Source organism: Streptomyces sp. NPDC006923 (assembly GCF_040635655.1).
In the GTDB taxonomy this organism is placed as follows: Bacteria; Actinomycetota; Actinomycetes; order Streptomycetales; family Streptomycetaceae; genus Streptomyces.
The window spans coordinates 466754-487225 of record NZ_JBEYIF010000005.1 but is presented as its reverse complement, the minus strand read 5'-3'; the positions used below and the strand labels follow the sequence as shown (position 1 = coordinate 487225).

At 69.1% G+C, this 20472-nt stretch carries 10 protein-coding genes and 2 pseudogenes; 4 read left to right on the top strand and 8 right to left on the bottom strand.

Annotated features, from left to right (window positions below; all coding sequences use genetic code 11):
* Window positions 1–43: 43 nt before the first annotated feature.
* Together ABZ707_RS13180 and ABZ707_RS13175 are read right to left on the bottom strand one after the other, a co-directional pair.
* Window positions 44–1222, bottom strand: a complete 1179-nt coding sequence (locus tag ABZ707_RS13180; RefSeq protein WP_360172425.1) for a DNA gyrase subunit B — start codon at window positions 1220–1222, stop codon at window positions 44–46.
* 764 nt (window positions 1223–1986) lie between these two features.
* Window positions 1987–2247, bottom strand: a pseudogene (locus ABZ707_RS13175) (polymorphic toxin type 44 domain-containing protein); the annotation flags it as partial.
* 75 nt (window positions 2248–2322) lie between these two features.
* On the opposite strand from ABZ707_RS13175, the pseudogene ABZ707_RS13170 reads away from it, so the two are divergent.
* The 4 genes and pseudogenes from ABZ707_RS13170 to ABZ707_RS13155 form a co-directional block, all read left to right on the top strand.
* A pseudogene (locus ABZ707_RS13170) lies at window positions 2323–2547 on the top strand (Imm7 family immunity protein); the annotation flags it as partial.
* Window positions 2548–2612: 65 nt separating this feature from the next.
* Entirely contained in the window at window positions 2613–2726 is a 114-nt protein-coding gene (locus tag ABZ707_RS13165) for an Imm7 family immunity protein (RefSeq protein ID WP_360172614.1), read from the top strand.
* A gap of 75 nt (window positions 2727–2801) precedes the next feature.
* Entirely contained in the window at window positions 2802–3170 is a 369-nt protein-coding gene (locus ABZ707_RS13160; protein ID WP_360172611.1) for a DUF1152 domain-containing protein, read from the top strand.
* Between the two features lie 90 nt (window positions 3171–3260).
* Window positions 3261–3512: a hypothetical protein gene (locus tag ABZ707_RS13155; protein WP_360172422.1), complete on the top strand. Its 252-nt coding sequence runs from the start codon at window positions 3261–3263 to the stop codon at window positions 3510–3512.
* A gap of 296 nt (window positions 3513–3808) precedes the next feature.
* Here the strand turns inward: ABZ707_RS13155 and ABZ707_RS13150 are convergent, their stop codons facing one another.
* The 6 genes from ABZ707_RS13150 to ABZ707_RS13125 form a co-directional block, all read right to left on the bottom strand.
* The gene (locus ABZ707_RS13150) at window positions 3809–4744 is read right to left on the bottom strand and encodes an aldo/keto reductase (RefSeq protein ID WP_360172419.1); all 936 of its coding nucleotides are present in this window, start codon (window positions 4742–4744) and stop codon (window positions 3809–3811) included.
* A 366-nt stretch (window positions 4745–5110) separates the two neighbouring features.
* Window positions 5111–6136, bottom strand: a complete 1026-nt coding sequence (locus tag ABZ707_RS13145; RefSeq protein WP_360172416.1) for a tetratricopeptide repeat protein — start codon at window positions 6134–6136, stop codon at window positions 5111–5113.
* Window positions 6133–10608: an AAA family ATPase gene (locus tag ABZ707_RS13140; RefSeq protein ID WP_360172413.1), complete on the bottom strand. Its 4476-nt coding sequence runs from the start codon at window positions 10606–10608 to the stop codon at window positions 6133–6135. Before ABZ707_RS13140 ends, ABZ707_RS13145 begins: the two co-directional genes overlap by 4 nt.
* Window positions 10605–11522: a hypothetical protein gene (locus ABZ707_RS13135; RefSeq protein WP_360172410.1), complete on the bottom strand. Its 918-nt coding sequence runs from the start codon at window positions 11520–11522 to the stop codon at window positions 10605–10607. The genes ABZ707_RS13140 and ABZ707_RS13135 overlap by 4 nt, the downstream gene beginning before the upstream one ends.
* Window positions 11523–12148: 626 nt before the next feature.
* On the bottom strand, window positions 12149–12898 hold the full coding sequence (locus tag ABZ707_RS13130) for a Crp/Fnr family transcriptional regulator (protein WP_360172407.1): 750 nt from the start codon (window positions 12896–12898) through the stop codon (window positions 12149–12151).
* 360 nt (window positions 12899–13258) lie between these two features.
* On the bottom strand, window positions 13259–20293 hold the full coding sequence (locus ABZ707_RS13125; RefSeq protein WP_360172404.1) for a glycoside hydrolase domain-containing protein: 7035 nt from the start codon (window positions 20291–20293) through the stop codon (window positions 13259–13261).
* Between the last annotated feature and the right edge of the window lie 179 nt (window positions 20294–20472).

Below are 20472 nucleotides of genomic sequence, written 5' to 3'. Positions count from 1 at the left end.
GCCCCTCGCTTCCAGTCCGCCAAGAGCCGTTCCCGCTGGTGATCTATGCAGCCACCCCGAGGATTCGGTTGACGATCCCCGCGGCCTGTTCCGGGTGTTCCTTGAACCAGTTGCCGAGGTGTTCCCGCACGGCCTCCTCGACGCAGTCCCGCACGTCGGTGTTGCCCAACTGCCCGCGTGTGGAGCCGACGAATTCGGGTTGGTCGAGTCTCACGGACACGACTGCCGTGAGACCCTCGCTGATCTGGTCGGCGCGGGGATCGGGGTCCGCCGCTGCCAGCAGTCCCTGCTCCCGCGCGTACCCGATGACCGCGGTTGCCACTCCGTCGCGGAAGCCGTCCACGTGCGTGCCGCCCTGGGGGGTGGCCCGGCTGTTGGCGAAACTGCGCAGCCACTCCTCGCCGGCGTCGCTCCACAGCAGGGCCACCTCCATCGTCCCCGCGATGCGCGGGTCCTGCCGCTCGAAGCCGATGACGTCCGGATGGAGGAACGGCCCGGTCTCCGCGTTGAGGGCGGCCACGAAATCCCGTACCCCGTCCGGGAACCGGAAGCTCACCGCCCTCGGCCCGGCCACGGGGCGTTCATCGGTCAGCGAGATCGCAAGGCCCCGGTTGAGGAAGGCAACCTGCCGGAAGCGCTCCGCCAGGACAGCGAACGAGCATCGCGTCGTCGTGAAGATCTCGGTGTCGGGCCAGAACGCGATGGTCGTACCGCTACCGGTCGCCAACCCCACGGCGGTGGGCGGGGTGACCGGGACTCCGCGCGCGTATTCCTGGACCACCCGGCCGGCCCCCGCGCCCTGCGCCTCGGCCGTCAGCCGGCTCAACAGGGCGTTGGCGACGAAAAGCCCCGCACCGAAGTGGCTTACGGCCCCGATGTACCAGCCTGCGGGCTGGGGCCCGGCAGGCATGCGGGTCAGCAGCGCTTCGAGATCCGGGCGGTCGGCGTCCCCGGTGGCGTCGAAGGGAACCCCCGGCCCGTCGTCGGCTACCCGCACGCAGCCGTCGAGCGTGAGCGTGACATCGACGCGGCCTCCGCCCCCTGACAGAACCTGGTTCACCGCCCGGCCGACGACCTCGAACACCAAGCCGTGCAGACCACGTTCGCCGGTCGAGCCGATCCACATCCCGGGCCGCTTCCGAACGGCTTCCCGCCCCTCAAGCACCTCGATCCGGGCAGCGTCGTACCCTGTGCCGTCCCCACTCACCAAGACCCCTCCCATCGCGCCCAGTAGACCTGCCCAGCCTAGGCGGAATCAGAGAAAACACCAGGTCAGGGCCGTTTCGCCGACATCGTGGCCGAGCGGGTGAGGGTGTGCCCGGCAGCAGGCGGCCCAGCCGCCGCGCACCGCGCCCACAACGTGTCAACGGGCCCGCCAAAGCCGCCTACGACCCCGTTCCGGACGCCCCTCATGCCCCCACTTCAGTTACGCAGCGAGTGGAGGCCGGAACCGGAGCGGAGCCACAGCGCCGGTCCCCGGCCCTTCCTCAGAACCCGGGGGCGGGAAGGAAGCCTGGCCACCACGGGGGTACGCCGCTGGGACAGTCATAGGTGACGCCGCTCCAGAAGAGCGAGATGGCGCACCAGGAAAGGCCAAGGAGTACCACCACGAGGGCGAGAGCGTGGAGGAGCGGCCGGTTCCCCAGGAGGGCGCCCACCGCCATCCAGCCCAGGAGCAGGACAGCCCAGAGGCATGGGATGAAAAGGAAGAGCAGGAAGGTGCTGTTCGCCGCATTGTTCACTCCAGCGTCGCAGGCGCTCAATGCCCTGCCGAGAAGCGTCGCAGTAAGCACCGCAAGAAACAGCCCCACCACGGTGCCGAGACATCCATGCAGCCGTCGGTTGCCCATATATCGCCATCGCCCCATAGCCGTCGGCTCCGGAAATACCTCCGCCGCACGGCTCGTCAATTACCCACTTGCTCAGCGCGTCCTGACCAGCGAAGACCGGCCCGGCCTGTGACGGACGGGCCGGGCCGGGCCCTGGCTACTTCTTTTTCACCTGGTCCATTCGCTCTGCATACATCTGCCCGATCATGTCGGTCACCGAGGCACGGAACTGTTCCCTGGTCAGGTCAAGGCCACGCTCGTCGAAAAAGTCGACCCCGGTCTGCATCGTCATGTGGTCCCCGGGGTCATCCTGCCCGACGAGGACGGGGCCGGCGACGGAGGCCCCTTCAATGAGCGTCTTGGAGTCGAAGCCGGCGGCCCGGCCGACGTTTCCGTAGTGGACGTGCGACCACATGCCGTAAAAGGTTTTGCAGTCGACGCCGAGCGGCCTGCGTTATGGGATTGAGCCCGCTATCGACACAAATGCGCTGAAATGACGGCGATGTACGAGTTCCATGGCTGGTTCGGAATCGCCGAATCACCCGAGGAGGCGGACGCGGGAAGCCTCCACGCGGGCATCGCCGAGCTACGGGCGCGAATCGCGGCGATCGACTGGGCAACCGGCGAAGTCGTACTGAACGTCCACAACGGCGAGTTCTTCGTCCTGGCCAACGGCCTGATGAACCGCCGCCGCGACGAGACCACGGACCTCGACGACCTCCTGCACCACATCGCCACTCGCTTCCCCGGCTCGTGGGGGCTGCTCTACGAGCGCGCCCCGACATGGACGTCCCTCCGGGACAGGGCGCATTCCGCGTCCGCGTCATGGCCAGGGGCGAGATCCATATCCGCCTTGACCCGTTCCTCTCGCCCGTCCGGCCGGTCATCGAGGACTGAACCGGCCCGTGTACGGCGATCGCGTGGGACTCCACCGTGACCTGATCCACATACGAGCCACCGTGGACCGGTGGCATCACACGCCAACTCGAAGCTTGGATTCGCCACCTGTCCCCCGAGAGCATCGACCTGGACGTGGGCGGCGACATCCTTGCCCGGGGAGACGAACCGACGCTCCCGAGCCCTCTCGCAGAAGCACTCGCCCTCGCGGCACGCCGCCAAGTAGACGGCCCAGTACGCCTACTGATCGCAGGCCCCGGCCTCGACGGCGAGATTCCCGCCGACCGGATACGCGGCCAACTCGGTCCCTGGCCTCCAAGACCACACTCGACCAGGTCGCCCCGTTCGAGACAGAGGCAGCCGCGGAGCCAGCCACACCACAGAAGACCTGGGCCGCAACGGCACTCAACGGCACTCAACGGGAAGACCTCAGAGCCCTCCTGATCAGCACCCGCCCCGACCAGTGCACAGCCCCGCTTTGGCGCATCCAGGCCGACACCCCCCGGCCATACACCTGAGGGTGATACTCAGGCCATGAGCGCATTCAGCAGTGACCCAACCCTGGGCGACGTCCGAGACGCCACAGGCGACCAGGCGGAAGTCGACGTCGCTACCAACCTGCTGACAGGCACGGTCCGACTCTCGATCCTCTGGACCCAGGAAATCCTGCTGTCCCCCGACGACGCGGCGCGAGTCGCCCAGTCTCTCTTGCGAGCCGCAGAGCAGGGCAACACGGTCGCACGGAACCGAGGACACATGGGGCCCCCAGAACCCACCGAAGCCTGAGTAACAAGTAGCCGCCGAACCCTTCGGTTCGGCGGCTACCGTCCGCAGCACGGTAGCGCGCCTGCCGTCGACCCGAAGGGAGCCGGCGGACTGTCCCGAATCACGTCGCCGCCGCGGCTTTCGGCCCGCCGTCGAGCGGCCCTCCCGTAACGGGAACGCGCCTCGCGGAGGGCCGGAACGATGCGGGCATGTTCTGGGTTGAACCGCGCGTCACCTCGCCCTGAAAATGAGTGACAGGGCCACACCGGCCCGTGCGGTCCGGTTCCGGATGATCGGGTGGTGCCGAGCAGCCGGATTCAGGGAACGAGGTGGCCCGCGGCGCGGAACAGTTCGTACCACTCGGCCCGGGTGAGTGGAAGTTCGGAGCCCTGGGCGGCGCCCGCGACGCGCTCCGGGCTGGTGGTGCCCAGCACGACCTGCATCTGCGCCGGGTGGCGTGTGATCCAGGCAGTCGCGATCGCGATGGCGGGGACGTCGTACTGGCCGGCAAGACGGTCAATCACAGCGTTGAGCTCGGGGTAGTCCGGCGAGCCGAGGAAGACACCCGTGAAGAAACCGGCCTGGAAGGGAGACCACGCCTGGATGGTGATGTCGTTCAGACGACAGTAGTCGACGATCCCTCCGCCATCGAGGGTGACCGACTGCTGCTCCGCGAGCATATTCGTGGCGACGCCTTGAGTGACGATCGGCCCGTGCGTGATCGAGAGCTGAAGCTGGTTGGCCACGATGGGCTGACGCACGTACTTGCGCAGCAGGTCGATCTGGCGTGGGGTCTGGTTCGAGACACCGAAGGCGCGCACTTTCCCCGCGGATTCGAGATCGTCGAAGGCGCGGGCGACCTCTTCGGGCTCGACAAGCGCGTCGGGACGGTGCAGCAGCAGGATGTCGATGCGGTCGGTCCGCAGGGCCGCGAGTGAGCCCTCGACCGATTTGACGATGTGCTCGTAGGAGAAATCGTAGTACGGCCCGTCCGTGACGATTCCCGCCTTGGTCTGGATCGTGATCTCGTCGCGCTGCGACGGGCTCAGCGCCATCGCGTCGGCGAAGCGGCGTTCACACTCGTGCAGCTCGCCTCCGTATACGTCGGCGTGGTCAACGAAGTCGATGCCCGCGTCGCGCGCGGTGCGAACGAGTTCGCGAACCTCGTCGTCCGTCTTGTCGGCGATTCGCATCAAGCCGAGCACCACGTTCGGGGCGAGGATGTCGGTGCCGGGCAGGGTGAAGGTCTTCACGACGGCTTTCCTTTCAGATGTTCAGGGCCGCACAGTACAAACGGCTCCACTCCGCACTTTAGGCGGCGGTGGCGGTGGGTTCATCGGCGGCCGGCAGCGAGTCCCGGATGCTCGCGGGACGGGACGCACGGGGACCGGGATCACGGCGGGTGGCAAGGCTCGGTGCTGATGCCAACCCGGCGTCGCCGCTCGCCCGTCTCCCCGGCATCGAGTCCAGCATTCGCTCCTCCGCTCGTGCGACGCGCCCCTCGTCGCCCTTGCTCCCGCCAGCACCACGGCGTGAGCGAAGACACCGTCCGCCGGGGCCCCGTCGAGCCTCCCTACTCCGGAGGGCATGCCAAAGGTCGTCCTCGGATGCTGGTGTGCTCAAGCTCCTCGATGACGAGGCGCAAGGGCCCCGGGCCCCCCGTGGGATGTTGGCGATCCGTACTTCGGTATTCCGCCGTGGACTTCATCGGCTTCCTCGTAACGCCCGAGCGCCCGGAGATTCCGCACCAGACGGGCGTGCGTACGCTTGGTGTCCGGGTACTCCTTCCCGGCCAGCCGCTTGAATCTCGGCAGCAGGTCCGCATTGATGGCGCGTGCCGCCTCGTAGTTCCCGAGCTCGTGGAGGGCGACGGCGATGCTCGCCGCCGCGTTCAGCGTCGGCAGGGAATCCTCTCCCGACACCCGTCTCCGCCGCGAGTGGACGTCCCGGTACAGGGTCAGCGCGTCCTGGTGCCTCCCCAGCCCGAACAGGCTGGCCGCCAGGGTCCGAGTGGCCGAGATCGTCGTCTCGTGGTACCTGCCGAGTCGTCGCTCACAGCGTCGCAGGGTGTCCTCGTTGAGGAGGAACGCCGCACGGTGCTCCTCAAGGAGGTTGAGGCACGCGCCCAGGTTGCAGGCCGCGAGGAGGGCGGCGGGATCGTCGTCACCGCATAGGCTCGACCGCTGCTGATGTACCCGTTCGAACAGCGGCCTGGCCCGTTTCGGCGCACCCTGTTCATACAGGCACAGGGCAAGTCGCTCGGCGGCGTAGACCGTGGCTGTGTCCGACTCCCCGATTCGCGTTTTCCATTCACTGTGGACGAGCTCCGCGAGAACGACGCCGGTCTCCGCACCCTCGGATGCGCAGAGGTAGTCGAGAACGCGGATCAGCAAGGAACGGAAGCGCTGCGACTCGCTGCTCGGGACACCGGCTTCGCGCATGTAGCCGAGGAGCGTCTGTACGTCCGCCGTGATCAGTTTGTACGAGGTCCAGGTGCGCAGATCGTGCGGGTCGAGATCCGGCATCCTCGCGAGCCGGTCCCGTGCCGCGCGGCACACCTCGTCGAGTCCGTCGGTATTCCGGCGGAACAGGTCCAGGACGTCCGCATGCGCCCGGGCCACCACGGGGTCGACGGGATGCGTCATAATGCCTGCCCCCTTTCCGTAGGACCAGTGGCGACAAGGTGCGCCAGACGGACACCGTCCACGACATCGGGGACCACACCCTCGGGAGAGGTGCAGGCGAGCCCGCGGGCGATGGCCGAGCCGAGGGTGGCCGCCGCGCCGGCGCCCAGCGCCTCCAGCAGGGCATCCGGCGCGTGTTCCAACAGCCACATGGCGGAGGACCAGTCACTCGAAGCGGCCTCGTAGAACCTGCGGAGCGCGACCGCCGGGGCGCGGTCCAGCAGGGCCGGGAACAGACGGACCACGACATACCTGGGGATCCAGGCATGTACCGGAAGGCGGATGTCGCAGCGTTCTGCTTCACGCAGAAGGCCGACGAGGTCCACCAGGTCACCAAGGGCGGGCGACACCGCCAGAGCGGCCAGCGCGTCCACGCCGACCGCGGAGCCGTCGCCGGCTTTCGCCATGACCTCCATGGCCAGTTCACGAAGTCTGTGTCGGTTCTCCGGCCTGATTTCCGCGGCGAACGCAAGCAGTTCCGCCGCCGCGGGCAGCGTGCCGGCGTCGAGCAACTTCCGCAGGCGTTCGATGAACGAAGGGCTGAGCGGGGCGCCGGGCGCGGCCCTCACGAGGTCCACGGCCGCGGCGTAGATCGGCTCCTCGATGTGTACCTTCGGCGCGCGGATCCGATGTCCGGGAACCTCGCGGGCGATCCGGTATTCGTGGTACGCGCATGCGGCCGCCATGATCTCGGCCAGGTCGCGCCGGTTCAGGTCGTGCTCAAGGCCGAGACTCTTCGGATGAAGTCCCCTGAATGACTCGTGGGGAGGTCTCTTGTCGATCACGTCGGTGGCATACGCCTCCGACACCCACACACGCTGGGAGAAGTGATGTGCGAAGGACAGGTAGGTCAGCCCCTCGATCGCCTTCATGTCCTCCGCCCGACACCCCAGAGCGCGCACGGCGAGCTCGAAGCGGACACGGTGATCGGGACGCGCGTACGCCCACGCTTCCTGCTCCGCGACGTGTGCGTCGGGAACCGTCCATCGGTAGCGCGGTAGTTCGCCGAGCGCGCGATCGATCTCCCTGGAGAACGCATCCGCCTCGGGCGAGTGAGGGGAGTAGCTGCTGACGGGGCCGTGCGCGGCCCGGTGTAGTTCCGCAAAACCGATGGCCCGTTCCCCGGGATCCGCGATGGAGCGTACGACGGGGCCCGCCACCGAGCGGTTCCGGTGCGCCAGCCGCTCCGCCAACCGCCGTACCACTCTGGCGGTGTTGCCGCTTGAGTAGAGCTCGATGGCGCGGACGACGTCGGCCGGATCCCGAAAGAAGTGATTACTCACGCGAACGGCCCAATCATGGCTCAGATTGAACACGGCCATGAAGGCGTAGGCGTTCATCCGCTCCCAGTCATTCCTGGCTGGAGGCTCACTCGAAGCGGGCAGCGCACTCGCGAAGCCCGCACCGACACCGTCGCCCCCGCGGAGCGGTGCGGGCTCCTCCCCGCACCTCAGCAGTTCCTCCAGGATCCTGCCGGCCTGGGCGGTCTGGCCTCGGGCGACGCGGAGATGGGCGATACCGGCGAGGACCGAGTACCGGTCGTCTCCGAAGACCTCCTGGGCCGGGGGCGAGGTCGCGGCCATGGCCCTGTCCCGGGCATACCAGTCGTCCCTCCAGGTGGTTCGGGACATGCCCCGCGCCATCTGCGCAGCCCGGTCTACGTCGTACTCGGCCATGGTCCGCACCACGCGGATCAGTTCGTCGTCGCGGTCCGAGCTCTGCGACGCGTACGCCTTTGGATCGGCAGGTGGCTCGGGGATGGCCGCATGGATCCGTTCCACGAGCCTCAGTTCCTTCGCCCGGCTCGACTGCCCCAGGGCCTTCATCACGTCCAGTCGCGCCCAGTCGCCCGGGGCCTTCGCGAGATACCGGTCGGCGAGAGTCCGCGCGCGCTCGGGCCGTTTCCAGTGGGTCCAGAGCCGTACACCGTCGAGGACCGCGCGCCCCGCCACGACCGTGTCCAAACGAGCCAGCAGGAAGCGAGCCGTGGTGCGGTCCACGTCCGCCAGCACGCCTGCCGCATCGACCAGACAGGCGTCGAGCCCCTTTACGACCAGTCGGCCGCCGCTCTTCTTCTCTTCGCCGGCAGCGAAGACGTGAGCGCGTACCTCGGCAAGGAATCGCCGACTGATGTCCGGATCGTGTGCCTTCCATGCGGAGGCCAGCCTCGCCAGGGCCAGGACACGGGTTGCCGGATCCACGGTTTCCAGGGCGAACTCGGCCGCCCGCAGCAGCTCGATGGCCCTTGCCGGGTCGGTGCGCTCCGCCAGGTCCAGGTAGTCGGACCAGCGCTCTGCGCTGATGCTGTCGATGAGGGCGCGGGCCTTGTCCACGTCCTGTTCCGCGACGGCGGCGGCACGGTACACGGAGTCCGGCTCCTTCTCGGGGAGGGACTCTCGAGACGCCGCCTCGCGTCCGTACCGCCAGAGCCGCAACGCACGTTCGAGATCGTGAGGTGCCACCAGTCGTGCGGCCGCCTCAATTGCGCTGTCTGCGTCCCTGTTGCCGTAGTAGCCACCGCTTCTGGGAACCGTCAGCGCGGACTCGACCAGGAGGTCCAACAGGTCGTCGGAGGAGGGATCGCCGAGTCCGGGACGCGCATACCGCAGGATCTCCGCGAAGGCCGTGAACTGCCACAGCGACGGCGTGACCCCGGCCGCGTGTTCCAGGGCCTCCCTGAGGCGGCCCAACCGGGCGAGCAGGCCGATCACCCTGGGCGGCAGCGCGCCGCTGGACTGCGCGGCCTGGTGACGCACGACGGCGAGGTACGTCATCGCGGGCAGTCCGGTGGCGACGGGCGCGGTGTCCGCGACGTGGTGGGCGACGCTGTCAACGAGCTCCAGAAAGCGGCCCTCGGCTCCGAACTCGACCCGCACGGCCTTGCGCAGACCGGGGCAGACGAGGTCGACGGCCTCGTCGAAGCTGCCCGGCCCGGCTTTCAGGAGGTGTGCGACCAGGTGGGCCAGGCCGTAGCGGTCCACCTGCGACCAGTTCACCTCCGCCCAGCTCGGTGCGGCGCCCCGGTAGTGCCGAACGATCCGTTCGTGCCACCGAGTCTCGTCGACCCAGCACTCCGGGTGCTTGTCGTGGGCTTCCTTCCCGGCGAGGAACTCGCTGATCGAGGTATGGAAGAAAGCGATCCGGTCGCTTCGGCGTTCCAGCAGCCAGCGCAGGCCCTCAAGGATCTTCCGCGCGGGTTCGTCGCTCACGGGAGCGCCGGACAGCGCGGTGAGCTGCTCCTCCGTCAGCGCCTCCCTCGCCACGGTCAGCACACCGATGATCGGCCGGCCCACCCCTTCCCAGCCGGACAACGAACCGCTCCTGCCTCTTGGCCACGGAGTGAGTTCCTCGCGGACCAGCTCCACAAAAAACCCGTACAGCCCGGGCAAATTGCCTGGTACGCCGCTGAACGCGAGCAGCCTGTCGACCATCTCGTCGTTCTGTTCCTGGGCGGCGTCGATCAGCGCCCGCGCGTAGGTGGCCAGATACAGGAAGTTCCCGGCTGCCCTGTGAACGGCGTACCGCTTCGTACTGCCCGGGAGGTTGCCCCTGGACCTTTCCGCGACGATGACGGCATCCGTCTCCAGGACGCGGTCCGCATACCTGTGCAAGTCATTTACGACCTGGGGTGAGCCGGCGTCGATGACCACTTCGGTGAGCCCGTCCTCGCGGGCCGCGCGGAACAGCCGCAGCCCGGAATGTGGTCGGGCGGTGATGACCACTTTGACGTTGGCGGGCAGCTCGGGCGAACGGGCCAGCCAGTGCAGGAGCCCCTTTCCGGGCTCGCTCGTGTCGTCCGCTATCTCGTCCAGCGCATCGAGCAGGATGACGATTCTGGCCTCCGGATTCTGTGCGGCCAGCACCTGCGCGGGCCCGATCAGTGCCAGGTGCGCCAGGTTGTCGGGTTCCAGCAGGCGGGGCTCCAGTCGGGCGGTGCCGATCTCGACGGCATGGGCCTCGCCCTCGACGTTGACGATGCGCTGCTCGACTTCCAGGGTGGCCGTGCGGTGGAACGGCGACACGCTCAGGTCCTCGATCCTGATGCCGACCACACGGCCCTCGGCCGCGACCGAGTCGATGTGCTGCTTGATCACCACCTCCAGGTGTTCCAGTTCGAAGAGCTCCGGGCGCACTCGGGCGAGCTGATGCCCGATGGCCAGCAGGAAGGACTGAATGTCCCCGCCGGTGAGCGCAATCCGGCTGTCCCGTCGGAAGAAGTAGCGGAGTCTTTCGGGATGTGCCCGCGCCATACCGGCGAGCAGGCTGGTCTTGCCCGCTCCCGGCTCGCCTGTCACCAGGACGTACTGGCCCCGATCGGTTTCCAGCGCCCGCTCGATCTCGTCGTACAGCCACGTGCGCTCGACGAAGTCCGCCTCTGTCCGGGCTCGGACCACGTCCTCGAAGGCGCGGCCCGTCCGGGGGTGGGCGGTCACTTCTCGTCCCTGGTGGTAAAAATGTCCGCCCCGACAAATGTTCCTTCGGACGTCACGCAACCGACCTTGGCAGTGGCTTTGATGGTGCCCTCAAGCCGGTCCGTGCGCACCATGGTCGCGGCCCCCGCTATCTTCTCCACCTCCAGGTCAACCTCTACCCGGGGCACGCCGCTCTTGTTCACGGGGCCGGTGGGCCCCTCCGGCGGCAGCGGAGCTTCCCCGGCGCCGGAGTCCCCTCCGTCGGTCTCGGGTCCCTCGGCGCCCGGAACGGTCGCCCGCCGGTCCGGCTCCAGGTCCGATTGCCGTATGCCGAAGCCCGGAACCCAAATCCAAGCCTCTCCCTCGTACTCCTTCTCTTCGACCCGCACCTGACAGAACTCGTCCGGTGGAATGGTCGTGTACGCGTCCCGTACGACATCGTGGAACACGGCCGCCGACACAGCGACGGCCAGGCAGGCATCCGGCGCCACCTGCAGAGCCCTGCGCAACGCCGTGCAGTCGAGGATGCGTCCGGTCTCAACGGGAGCCCGCCCGACGAAGCCGTTGGCGCCCAGCGAGGCCGCGCCGAAGTGGACGGCCGCCCTGAGCCTGAGCCGGCCTCGCGGCACCCGGTTCTGGTTGAAGGCCCGCAGTCCGGCGTCCAGAGCGCGCATGAAGGTGTCGATCAGGGCGGGCTCGTAGGCTTTCCCGGGCAGAACGGCGAACACGGAGTCCCCACCTTCCTGGATCACCCAAGACGCGCGGTACAGCCGGGCGGTGGCGGCTGCCGCGTCCAGCAGTCGAGTGATCGCCTCCTGGAACTCACGCTGCGTCACCGTATCGGCGCGACCGTACCCCTTCGCGTCGACCGCCAGCAGGAGCCTGCGCTCGAACCCTCCTGCGCTGCCCGGTCCTTCCGTACCGTTCGCTGTCATGTCGCCTCTCATTAGCCGCACTTGAGGGGAAGACTTCCGTTTCGCTCCATTCCCCTGTTAATCAATGGATTTGCTCCACGGCAGACCGACGCCCGTACCTTCCTCACCCCAGTGCCGACACTCAAGTCGTACACCCTCGGCCCGGTGTGAACCCCCTGGAATTACGGGATTACGGGAGCCGAGATCTGTGACCGCTCGCGAGGGCCATGACCCACAGAAGCCCACTGGACACAGCACACCCTCGCCCACGGAGAGACGTCCATGACACCGGGCGTCCGGGCATCCGACAACCGTTCCTCGCAGTGCATGTTCACCACGCCGCAAACGGCGCACCAGCACGCGGACGCGAGGGCCGGCGTCCTGGCGGCGGTGCGGGCCGGCCCTGTCGGCACGGCAGGGGCATGGAGTCGTGGGGCCGTGCTCGCCTGCGAGCACGGGGCGGGCCGGAGTGTTCGCCAGAGCGCTGTAGGCGCTGTTCGTCCGCGGCCTGATCGGTGGGCGGTGAGTCCGGCGGCAGTGCGGTGGTCTTCGGCTGTTGCGGATCGGACCGCCAATCCACCGGACGAGGAGGCCGCGAGTGCGAGCGCGGGGCTGAGCGCAACCCTGCTGCCGCTACTGGTCTGACGTCACCGGTCTGATGTCGGGTCGGCTGCGGCCCTTCGTGGGCCAGGTCCGCGAGGTGTCCGAATGTCCGCGAGTCGTTCGAGCTCGGGCAGGTCCCGGATGGTGGTGGAGCGGTAGCCAGTCTCCAACAAGCCCTCGTCACGCAGGTCACGCAGTACCTTGTGGATCGTCGTCTCGGCGGCGCCGACCATGGTGGCCAGCTCCGGCTGCGTCAGCCGGCAGCCGATCACCACACCTTCATCCCGCGACGAACCGTAGGACTCGGCGAGCTCCACCAACAGCCGGGCCAGCCGCACCTTTGCCGGATAGCCGCGGAAGTCCAGCCGCCGCCGGTTCGCCCAGCGCAGCCGATCGGCGACCATGCCGGTCAAGGCCATGGAGATCACGGGGTTGCGCTCCAGAAGCCTCCGCAGTTCACCGCTCTGCGACACTCGGGCGGTCAGCGGACCGCAGGCGGTGACCGTCGCCGAGCGCGGGGCCCCGCTCATGGTCGCCATCTCACCCACCGTGTCCCCGGCGGCCCTGACCGCAAGGAGTGAGGTCTCACCGTTCTCCACGGTCGCCGTGACTTTGGCGAAACCGGACACCAGCAGAAATACGTGCTGGTCGTTGTCCCCCTCTCTCAGCAGCACGGCACCCACGTCGAACTGGACCTCGGTACCCAGGCCGAGCAGGTCTCGCCGCGCCGGGGGCGACAGCACCCCCAGCAGACTGCGCGCGGGCCACTCGTCGGACCCGATGGGCACAACCATGGGTATTACCCCCTGTCTCCGTCTGGGTTCAGGCGTCGTCACCCGAACATCATCGTGCCGGTTGGAGCAGCCCGAGCACCTCCAAGGAGCGGCACGGGTTTCGCAGGTCGCCGACAAGATCGACTGCGGCCAACTCCCCCTTCGCCCGAGCCTCGTCCGTACCCAAGAAGGCGCCCGGGTCATCGGCACAAACGAACGGCCGGGCCGTCATGGCGACGGCCCCTCCGGGCGAACACCAGGGTTCGCCCGGAGGGGCCGTCCGCCCGTGGCGGTGCGCCTCCCGAGGATCAGCGGGATTCCGCCGCGGCCCCGCGGGGCGCGGCAGGTCCGGTGGTCACGTCGTGCCCGGCGCCCGGGGGATCACCTGGGCTCCGTCCACGCCGGCACCGGCGAGCGGAGTCCGGCGCCGTCGACCGAACGTGCCCAAAAGCCCCCGCCGCCGACGCCGCCGATGCCCCCGGTGCCCCCGATGCCCCCGACGCCGAACAGGCCGGAGGTGGGCCACGGGCCGGATCCCACGACGGCGGCGTCACCGCCGTCATGGCCCTTGCCGCCGGCCGCGACCGGCCGGTCGTCGCGGTCCGTGGGCTGGAACGCGACCGTGTAGGTCCGGGTGACCGAGCCGCTGGCCGAGGTCACCTTGATCGTGCGGGTGGTGAACCGGGACCCGGTCGACGAGAGGACCGTACCGCCGTCGGTGACCTTCACCCGCGCGCCGGACTGCGCCGGTACGGCGGAGACGGCCGGGATCTTCTTGTTCTTCGGCCAGTCGACGACGTAGGTGGACACTGCCGGAGCGAACCCGTCGATCGCGACGCCTCCGACGGTGATCGCCTTCGCGTCGGCGACACTGGCCCTGGTGGCGTCCGAGAAGTTCTTCACCGTGACCGACCCGTCGGCGTTGACGACGACGTGCGCCGCCATCGCGGCCGCCAGGTTGATCCGCTCCCAGCTCGCGCCGCCGGCCGCGGTGAGGTCCAGCGGGGAGCCGGAGTCTGTCGCGGTCTGCTCCAGGATCTGCGTGCGCTGCTCGGTGCTGAGGTCCGGGAACGCGGTGATCAGCAGGGCCGCCGCGTCGGACGGCGTCTTGAGGGCCTGCCCGGACTTCCCCACCGGGGAGAGCCCGTAGGTCAGGCGCCGCGTGTACAGGTCGACGTGCTGCGCCCTGCTCAGGCCGCCGTAGGAGTCGCCCTCACAGGCCGCGAGCGTGTTGCCGTATCCCTCCTTCTCGCACTGCGCGAGCAGCACGTTCTCCATCTCGGTGTGGGCCTGGGTCAGCAGCTTCGCGAAGTCGGGGTCCGCCCATCGGTGCGCGACGGTGGCCTGTCCGGCGATGCGCCCGCCCATGACGTCGAGCGGGTAGTGGAACCCGAGGACGATGCGGTTGTTCCCGTACTCCGAGGTGCGCGCGAGGATCGACGGTGCCAGCTCCGGCAGGAGCGTGGCGAGGACGGTTCCGGCTTCGTAGCCGCCGTAGGTGTGGCCGCTCGGGTAGGAGCCGCTGGTGGCGAGGCTGCCGTACGAGCCGTCCTGTGACTCGTAGATGTCGCCGCCGTCGCCGACGAACCCGAGCCGGACGTACGGGCGCTGGTAGCCGTAGTGGTCTTTCGCCGCGTCGACCTTGTCGAGGTTCTTCGTGACGCGGGAGAACAGTGCGCTGGTCTTCGGCAGCCGGCCGCCGTTCAGGGCGTCGCGGTAGATCTGGCCGAGCCGGGAGCCGAGGCCGTCGGCCATCGTGACGGTGGCGCTGTTGGTCGCGTCGACCTCGGCCCGGTCCACCTCCTTCTGTGTCGCCGCGTTGTTGATACGCACCGCGATCTGGTCGTTCTCAGCGGTGAGCGCGGTGCCGTTGGGCACCTTGGTGTTGGTGCCGAGGACGCCGGAGGGCAGGTCGTCGACACCGTTGAGCAGGCTGGTGAAGTAGTCCGTGCCGTCGCCGCCCCCCGGCCAGGTGTCCGACGCGTAGGTCGCGTTCAGTGTGTCGTCCGGGAAGGGGGACGGCTCGTACGCCGGGTCGGAGGCGGTCGCCGGGGCGGTCGCGCGGGGGTCGTCCGAGGTTCCGGCCAGGGTGACCGCGGTCACGGTGGCCGTGTGCGCCGTGGCCTTGCTCGTGGTCGTGAGCAGTGCCGTGTCGGTCGTGGCGGGCACGTGCGCGGTGGTCCCGTCACCGAGGGCCACGGTATAGCCGATGATCGGGAATCCGCCGTCGCCGGCCGCCCGCCAGGTCACGCGGACCTGCTTGCCGTCGGTGAGCACACCCTGCACGATCGGCTTCTGCGGTTTGCCGCCGCCGGTCACCACGGGCGCCGTGGCGGCGCTCGGGCGCGAGGCGCCGAACGCGTTCACCGCCTGGACGCGTGCCGTGTACGACCTGGTGGCCCGCAGCCGGGTGAACGTGGTGCTCCGGCTGTCCGGATCGTGGATCTCGACCTGGTGGCCGTCGCTGAGGGTGACCTTGTAACCGGTGACCGGCGAGCCGCCGGTGTCCTCAGGCGCGGACCAGGCGACCGTCACACTGGAGCCGGACGACGTCGCCGACACCGCGTCAGGCGTGGCGGGCACCGTCCTGGGCTTCGTGATGAGCGCGGACAGGGCATGCCGAAGGGCCCCGTACCGAGCGGTGAGGGTCGCGTCCGTGGCCGCGGTGTCCGCGACCTCGGTCCTCGCCTCGGCGAGTGCCGTGGTGAACGCCTTCCACGACGCGTCTGTGTAACGGTCGTTGCCGAGGGCCGACGCGGTCGTGACCAGGTCCTCCAGTCGCAGCCTCGGCACCGGGACCAGTTGTTCGGCGGCCAGGGTGAGCCTGCGCGTCTGCGCGTCGACGTCGAGCTGCGTCGCGTCGTCGGAGTCGACGAGGGCGCGCGCCCCGGCGAGTTCACGCCGGTACACACCGAAGTCGATCGTGTCGTAGCGCTCCGCGTCGCCGGAGAGCGCCTCGTACCGGTCGATCGCCTTCCGCAGGGCGGACGTGTCCGTGACGGCGGGCGTGTCGACGTGGCTGAAGGTGATCCGGCCCAGATTCGCGACGTACGGGTGCGAGGAGTCCGGGTTCGTCGTCAGCCGCAGGTGCACGGCGTGCCTGCCGGTGATCGCCTCGGGCAGCGTCAGACTCGTCGTCCCGCCTGACGACCACGCGCTTCCCGTGACCGGCAGCGGTACGGTCGCGTAGGGCGTGCCGGGGTCGGCCGCGTCGAAGGAGTCCAGGTAGAGCTGGACGGCGGAACCGGTGCCGCAGCGGGCGGAGTTGTTGACATAGGTGATCGTGACGGTGCTCTTGGGGGAGCCGCCGAAGTCGATGTCCCCGTAGTCGAGCCAGGCTCCGTCGTAGGTGCCGCCGAGGTCGGTGGTGGAACCGGAGCCGGTCCAGCCGACCGGTTCGCTCTTGAGCCCGCCACCGCTGTTCGAGCGGAACGCGGTGGCGTCGAAGCCCACGGGGGCGCCGGCGTCCTGCGTCAGGGTCAGCGAGTAGACGTTGGCCACATAGGGCTGGGAGCTGGTCTGTGTGCTGGAGACGAAGTCGGCGTACACGTCCTGGACGCCGGTGAAGACGGCCGGGTCGAGCCGCACGCTCGTGGTGGCGATGGTTCCCCAGCCCGACCCGGTGTAGTCGAGGGGGATGTCGACGCTCTTCGGGCCGTCCTTCGAGCCGAGGCGCAGTTCGATGTGCGAGTCCGACGCCGCGCGGGACTGGGGCTTGTCGTAGCGGACGGTGAGGGTGTCGGCGCCGTCGCGGAGGTCGGTGTCCTTCCACCGCGCCCACGCGCCGTTCGTCACGTTCTCGAAGATGCCGTTCGAGAGTGTGAGCGGGAGCGAGCCGTCACCGGTCGCGGTGGCGTTCACCGGGGTCAGCGTGGCGAGCGTGGTCGTGGGGGACGCGGAGACCTCGTACGGCGAGAACTGGTGCCAGTCGAAGTTCGACACCCACTGCTGCCCGGGCGGGGCGTGGAACACGAACGTCGCGCTCTTCGCGTCCAGCAGGGCGTCCGGGTCGGTGACGGCCGCCTGCACCGTGTTGTAGTACTGCCAGCCGCCGGTTCCGGGGAGCTGGACGGTGGCGACGACGGGGCCGTCGGCGGCGCCGGCGTGGATGTCGACGCTGCTCGGCTTCGCGTTGGTCGCCTGCGAGTTCGCGTAGCGGACCGAGATGCTTTGCGGGGCGACCCCGCCGAAGTCCAGCCTGGTGAACCGCTCCCACGATCCCTCGGTGACGCCGCCGAGGTTGCCGTCCGAGTTGTTCCGCTCGCTGACGAGGCTGGGGCCCTCCTTCTCGTCGGGGTCCTCGGCCTGCAGGACGGCGTAGCCGCCCTCGTCGAGGGTGAGCGCGTCGATGGCGGAGTGCAGCGCGTCGTCGGCGGCCATGATCGTGCCGGTCGCGGACGTGGGGTCCGCGAGGACGGTCCGCGCGCGTTCGAGCGCCGACCGGAACAGGCTCCAGGAGCCGTCGGAGTAGTTGCCACTGCGCACCAGGGACGCCTGGTCGACGAGTGCGCCGAGGGCCTCGCGGTGCACCGCGGCGGCGGAGATGAGGAGCGGGTCGGTCGGGGAGATCCCGGTGCCGCTCACCGTCGAGGCCCGCACGCCGTGGGCGAAGGCCGTGTCGTGGAAGGTGATGCCGAAGCGCGCGTCGACCTCCGCGGTGCCGGTGAGCGACAGCGTCGCCGTGCGCGAGCCGCTGACGCGGAGGTCCGCCGTGACACCGCCCGGCAGGCCGGTCACGGTCGCCGCCCCGGTCCTGGTGAGGCTGGTGCCCTTGCGGGCGGCGAACGACGCCGGTCCGTCCAGGGTCAGCTTCACGCCCCCGTCGACGGTGCCGTCGGCGGCGGTGGCGACGGTGTCCGGCTGGGCGGAGACGACGGTGTCGCCCTTGTCCGTTCCCGTATCGCCGTCACCCGTGTCACCCGCGTCGGTGTTCAGCGAGTACGCGGGCTTCGTGTGGGCGCCCCACGGGGAGGGCTTGGAGCCCATGGTGAAGTCCAGGGTGCCGCCGGAGATGATCTGGGAGTAGTCGAGCCACGTGTTGTCGAACCGCTTGCCGTTGAGCGTCGCGCTCCGCACGTAGTAGTTGCTCGGCGAGACGCCGTCGGCCTTCACCGTGAACTTCGAGCCGTTGGCGTAGGTGATCGTCGTGGAGTCGAAGAACGGGCTGCCGATCTGGAACTGGCTGGAACCGGCGGTCACCGGGAACAGGCCCAGGGCGGCACCGACGAACATGGTCGACATGGTGCCGGCGTCGTTGTCCATGGTCGGCAGGAAGCCGTTCGGGGAGAGCTTGTAGACCTGGGTCTTGACCGGCGGGGTGAACTGGCCGCCGGAGCTGGGGGCCTCGTTCGTGGAGCCCGTCGCGATGTAGCGGTTCCAGGTCGTGCCGGTGTAGATCGCGCGTACCCACTTCTGTGTCAGGCTCGGTTCGCCGACGTAGTTGAAGAGGTACGGGGCCTGCAGGTCGATCTCGTTCGCGTTGGAGTGCAGCATGGTCGAGCCGTCGTCGGCGGTGGAGTCCTCGCCGAACATGTGCTTGACGGCGGCCTTCCCGGCCTTCGGTCCGCCCATGGCCTCGATGAGGCCGCCCATGTCGTACGCGTCGTACCAGTGGTACTGCCACAGCGTGCCCTGGTAGAGGCCGGCCTCCTCGAACTTCTCGTAGTCGGCGCCCTGCCAGTCACCGCCCGCGGCGCGCGGGGTGAGCAGACCGACCTCGGTGCCGTCGGCCGCGGTCCAGGCGCCGGACTTCACCAGGTTGTCGATCGCCATGGTCGACTGGGCGCGCAGCTTCTTCGCGTCCGCCTTCTTGCCGAGCGCGTCGGCGATGACGGAGAGCGCCCACTGGTCGTAGCCGCGCTGGACAGTCGTACCGGGATCCCCGCTGACATATCCCTGGCGTAGCTGCGCCCCCGTGTAGTAGCCGGAGTACGACAGCAGCGCCGGATACGCCTCGTCGAGCCGGTCGAAGTTCTTGAAGCCCTTCGACAGCGCGTCGGCGACCAGCACGGCCGAGCGCTCCCAGCGCACGGTCGGGACCGAGTGGGTGAGGCTGCCGAGGCTCTTGCCGGAGGCGCGCGCGTCGGCGAAGAGCACGATCAGCGACTGGATCATGTCCCGGTAGGTGGCCGGGTCGATGTACGCCTCGACGGAGTACTTGCGGAAGTCGTCCCAGGTGGACCAGCCGTCGTAGTACGTGAAGCCGTTCGCCCGGTGCACCGCTCCGTCGGCGCCGCGGTACGTACCGCTGGTGCTGGTGGCGTTCACCGGCAGCGCGTACATGCGGTACAGGTGCGTGTAGAACTCCTTGGTGAGCGTCGACCCGGGGTCGGACTTCGCCGAGGAGCGCACGGCGACGGCGCCGAGCGCGCTGTTCCAGTCCGCTTTCGTCCGGGCGCGCGCCTGGTCGAAGGTGAGGTCGCCCACCTCGTTGCGCTGGTCGGTCGCGGCCTGTTCCGCGCTGATCGGCGACAGCGTGACCCGCAGTTCGATGTCGTCCCCCGCGGACTTGTCGAACCCGAGGACGGCGCCGGTGTCGGACCCGTCCCGCGTGGTCGCGTCGCTCAGCTTGCCGTCGTTGCCCCAGCTCTTCAGGGAGGTCACGGGGACATTCGTGGTGGCGCTGTAGTACAGCTGGTACGAGGCGCCATTGAACGATCCCGCGACGAGCCCGGTGATCGAGGTGGTCCCGTTCGGGAGCGTCGTCGCCTTCAGGGTCGAGCGGGTGCGGCTGGTGAAGTTGTTCGCCAGGTCGAGGACGAGTTCGGGGTCCGACCCGGCGGGGAAGCTGTACCGCTGCAACGCCGTGCGCGTCGTCGCGGTCATCTCGGCCTTGATGGTGCCGGAGTCCTGCTTCACCGCCGACCCGGTGCCGGAGAGGGCCCCGAGGCCGGCCTGGTAGTAGCCGGGCGTCGCGGTCTCGTCGTCGTGGCTGTACGGGTGGGCGTACGTGCCGGTGGCGGGGCGGCTGTCGTACCGCACGGAGGTCGGGACGACGAGCAGGTCGCCGCCGCCTCCCGAGCCGCCGACACCGTCGAGGTTCGTCGCGGTGAACCCGGCGATGTGGTCCTCGTTGTAGTCGTACCCGGTGTGGTTGCGGTTCGGTGTGGTCAGCGGGTTGACCTTGGCCAGACCGTGGGGCGCCTGGGCGCCCGGCAGGTCGTTGCCGTCGTCGCCGGCGGTCGACACGAACGGGTCGACGAGTTTCGTCCAGTCCGTACCGCTCGATGTCCCCGAGGACCCGGTGGAGGTGGTCGCGAGGGGCGCTGCCGCGGCCGCGCCGGCACCGGCCAGCGCGCCAAGGCCGAGTGCGCCGGTGAGCAGCGCGGCGACCGTCGCGTGCAGGGGCCGATGACGTCGGCGGGCGGTGCGCGGAAGAACCGCGCGGGGCAAGGGGGCTTGGGATGTGATGGGCACGTAACCTCTCCAGCGTCGCGATACGCCCGCACAGTCCGCCCTAGAGGACGACATCGTTGTCAGACCAAACACCGGAGCGTGCGAGGCGAGACGGCAGTGGACGCACGGGATGACACCCCTCGCGTTCACGACCGTGCGCCATAAAACAGGGAAAAGGCATACAGCGGGCAAACAGAACT

Coding starts and splice junctions, on each gene's coding strand:
- ABZ707_RS13180 (WP_360172425.1), bottom strand. CDS start 1,222: ATGGGAGGGGTCTTGGTGAGTGGGGACGGCACAGGGTACGACGCTGCC.
- ABZ707_RS13165 (WP_360172614.1), top strand. CDS start 2,613: ATGGACGTCCCTCCGGGACAGGGCGCATTCCGCGTCCGCGTCATGGCC.
- ABZ707_RS13155 (WP_360172422.1), top strand. CDS start 3,261: ATGAGCGCATTCAGCAGTGACCCAACCCTGGGCGACGTCCGAGACGCC.
- ABZ707_RS13145 (WP_360172416.1), bottom strand. CDS start 6,136: ATGACGCATCCCGTCGACCCCGTGGTGGCCCGGGCGCATGCGGACGTC.
- ABZ707_RS13135 (WP_360172410.1), bottom strand. CDS start 11,522: ATGACAGCGAACGGTACGGAAGGACCGGGCAGCGCAGGAGGGTTCGAG.
- ABZ707_RS13130 (WP_360172407.1), bottom strand. CDS start 12,898: ATGGTTGTGCCCATCGGGTCCGACGAGTGGCCCGCGCGCAGTCTGCTG.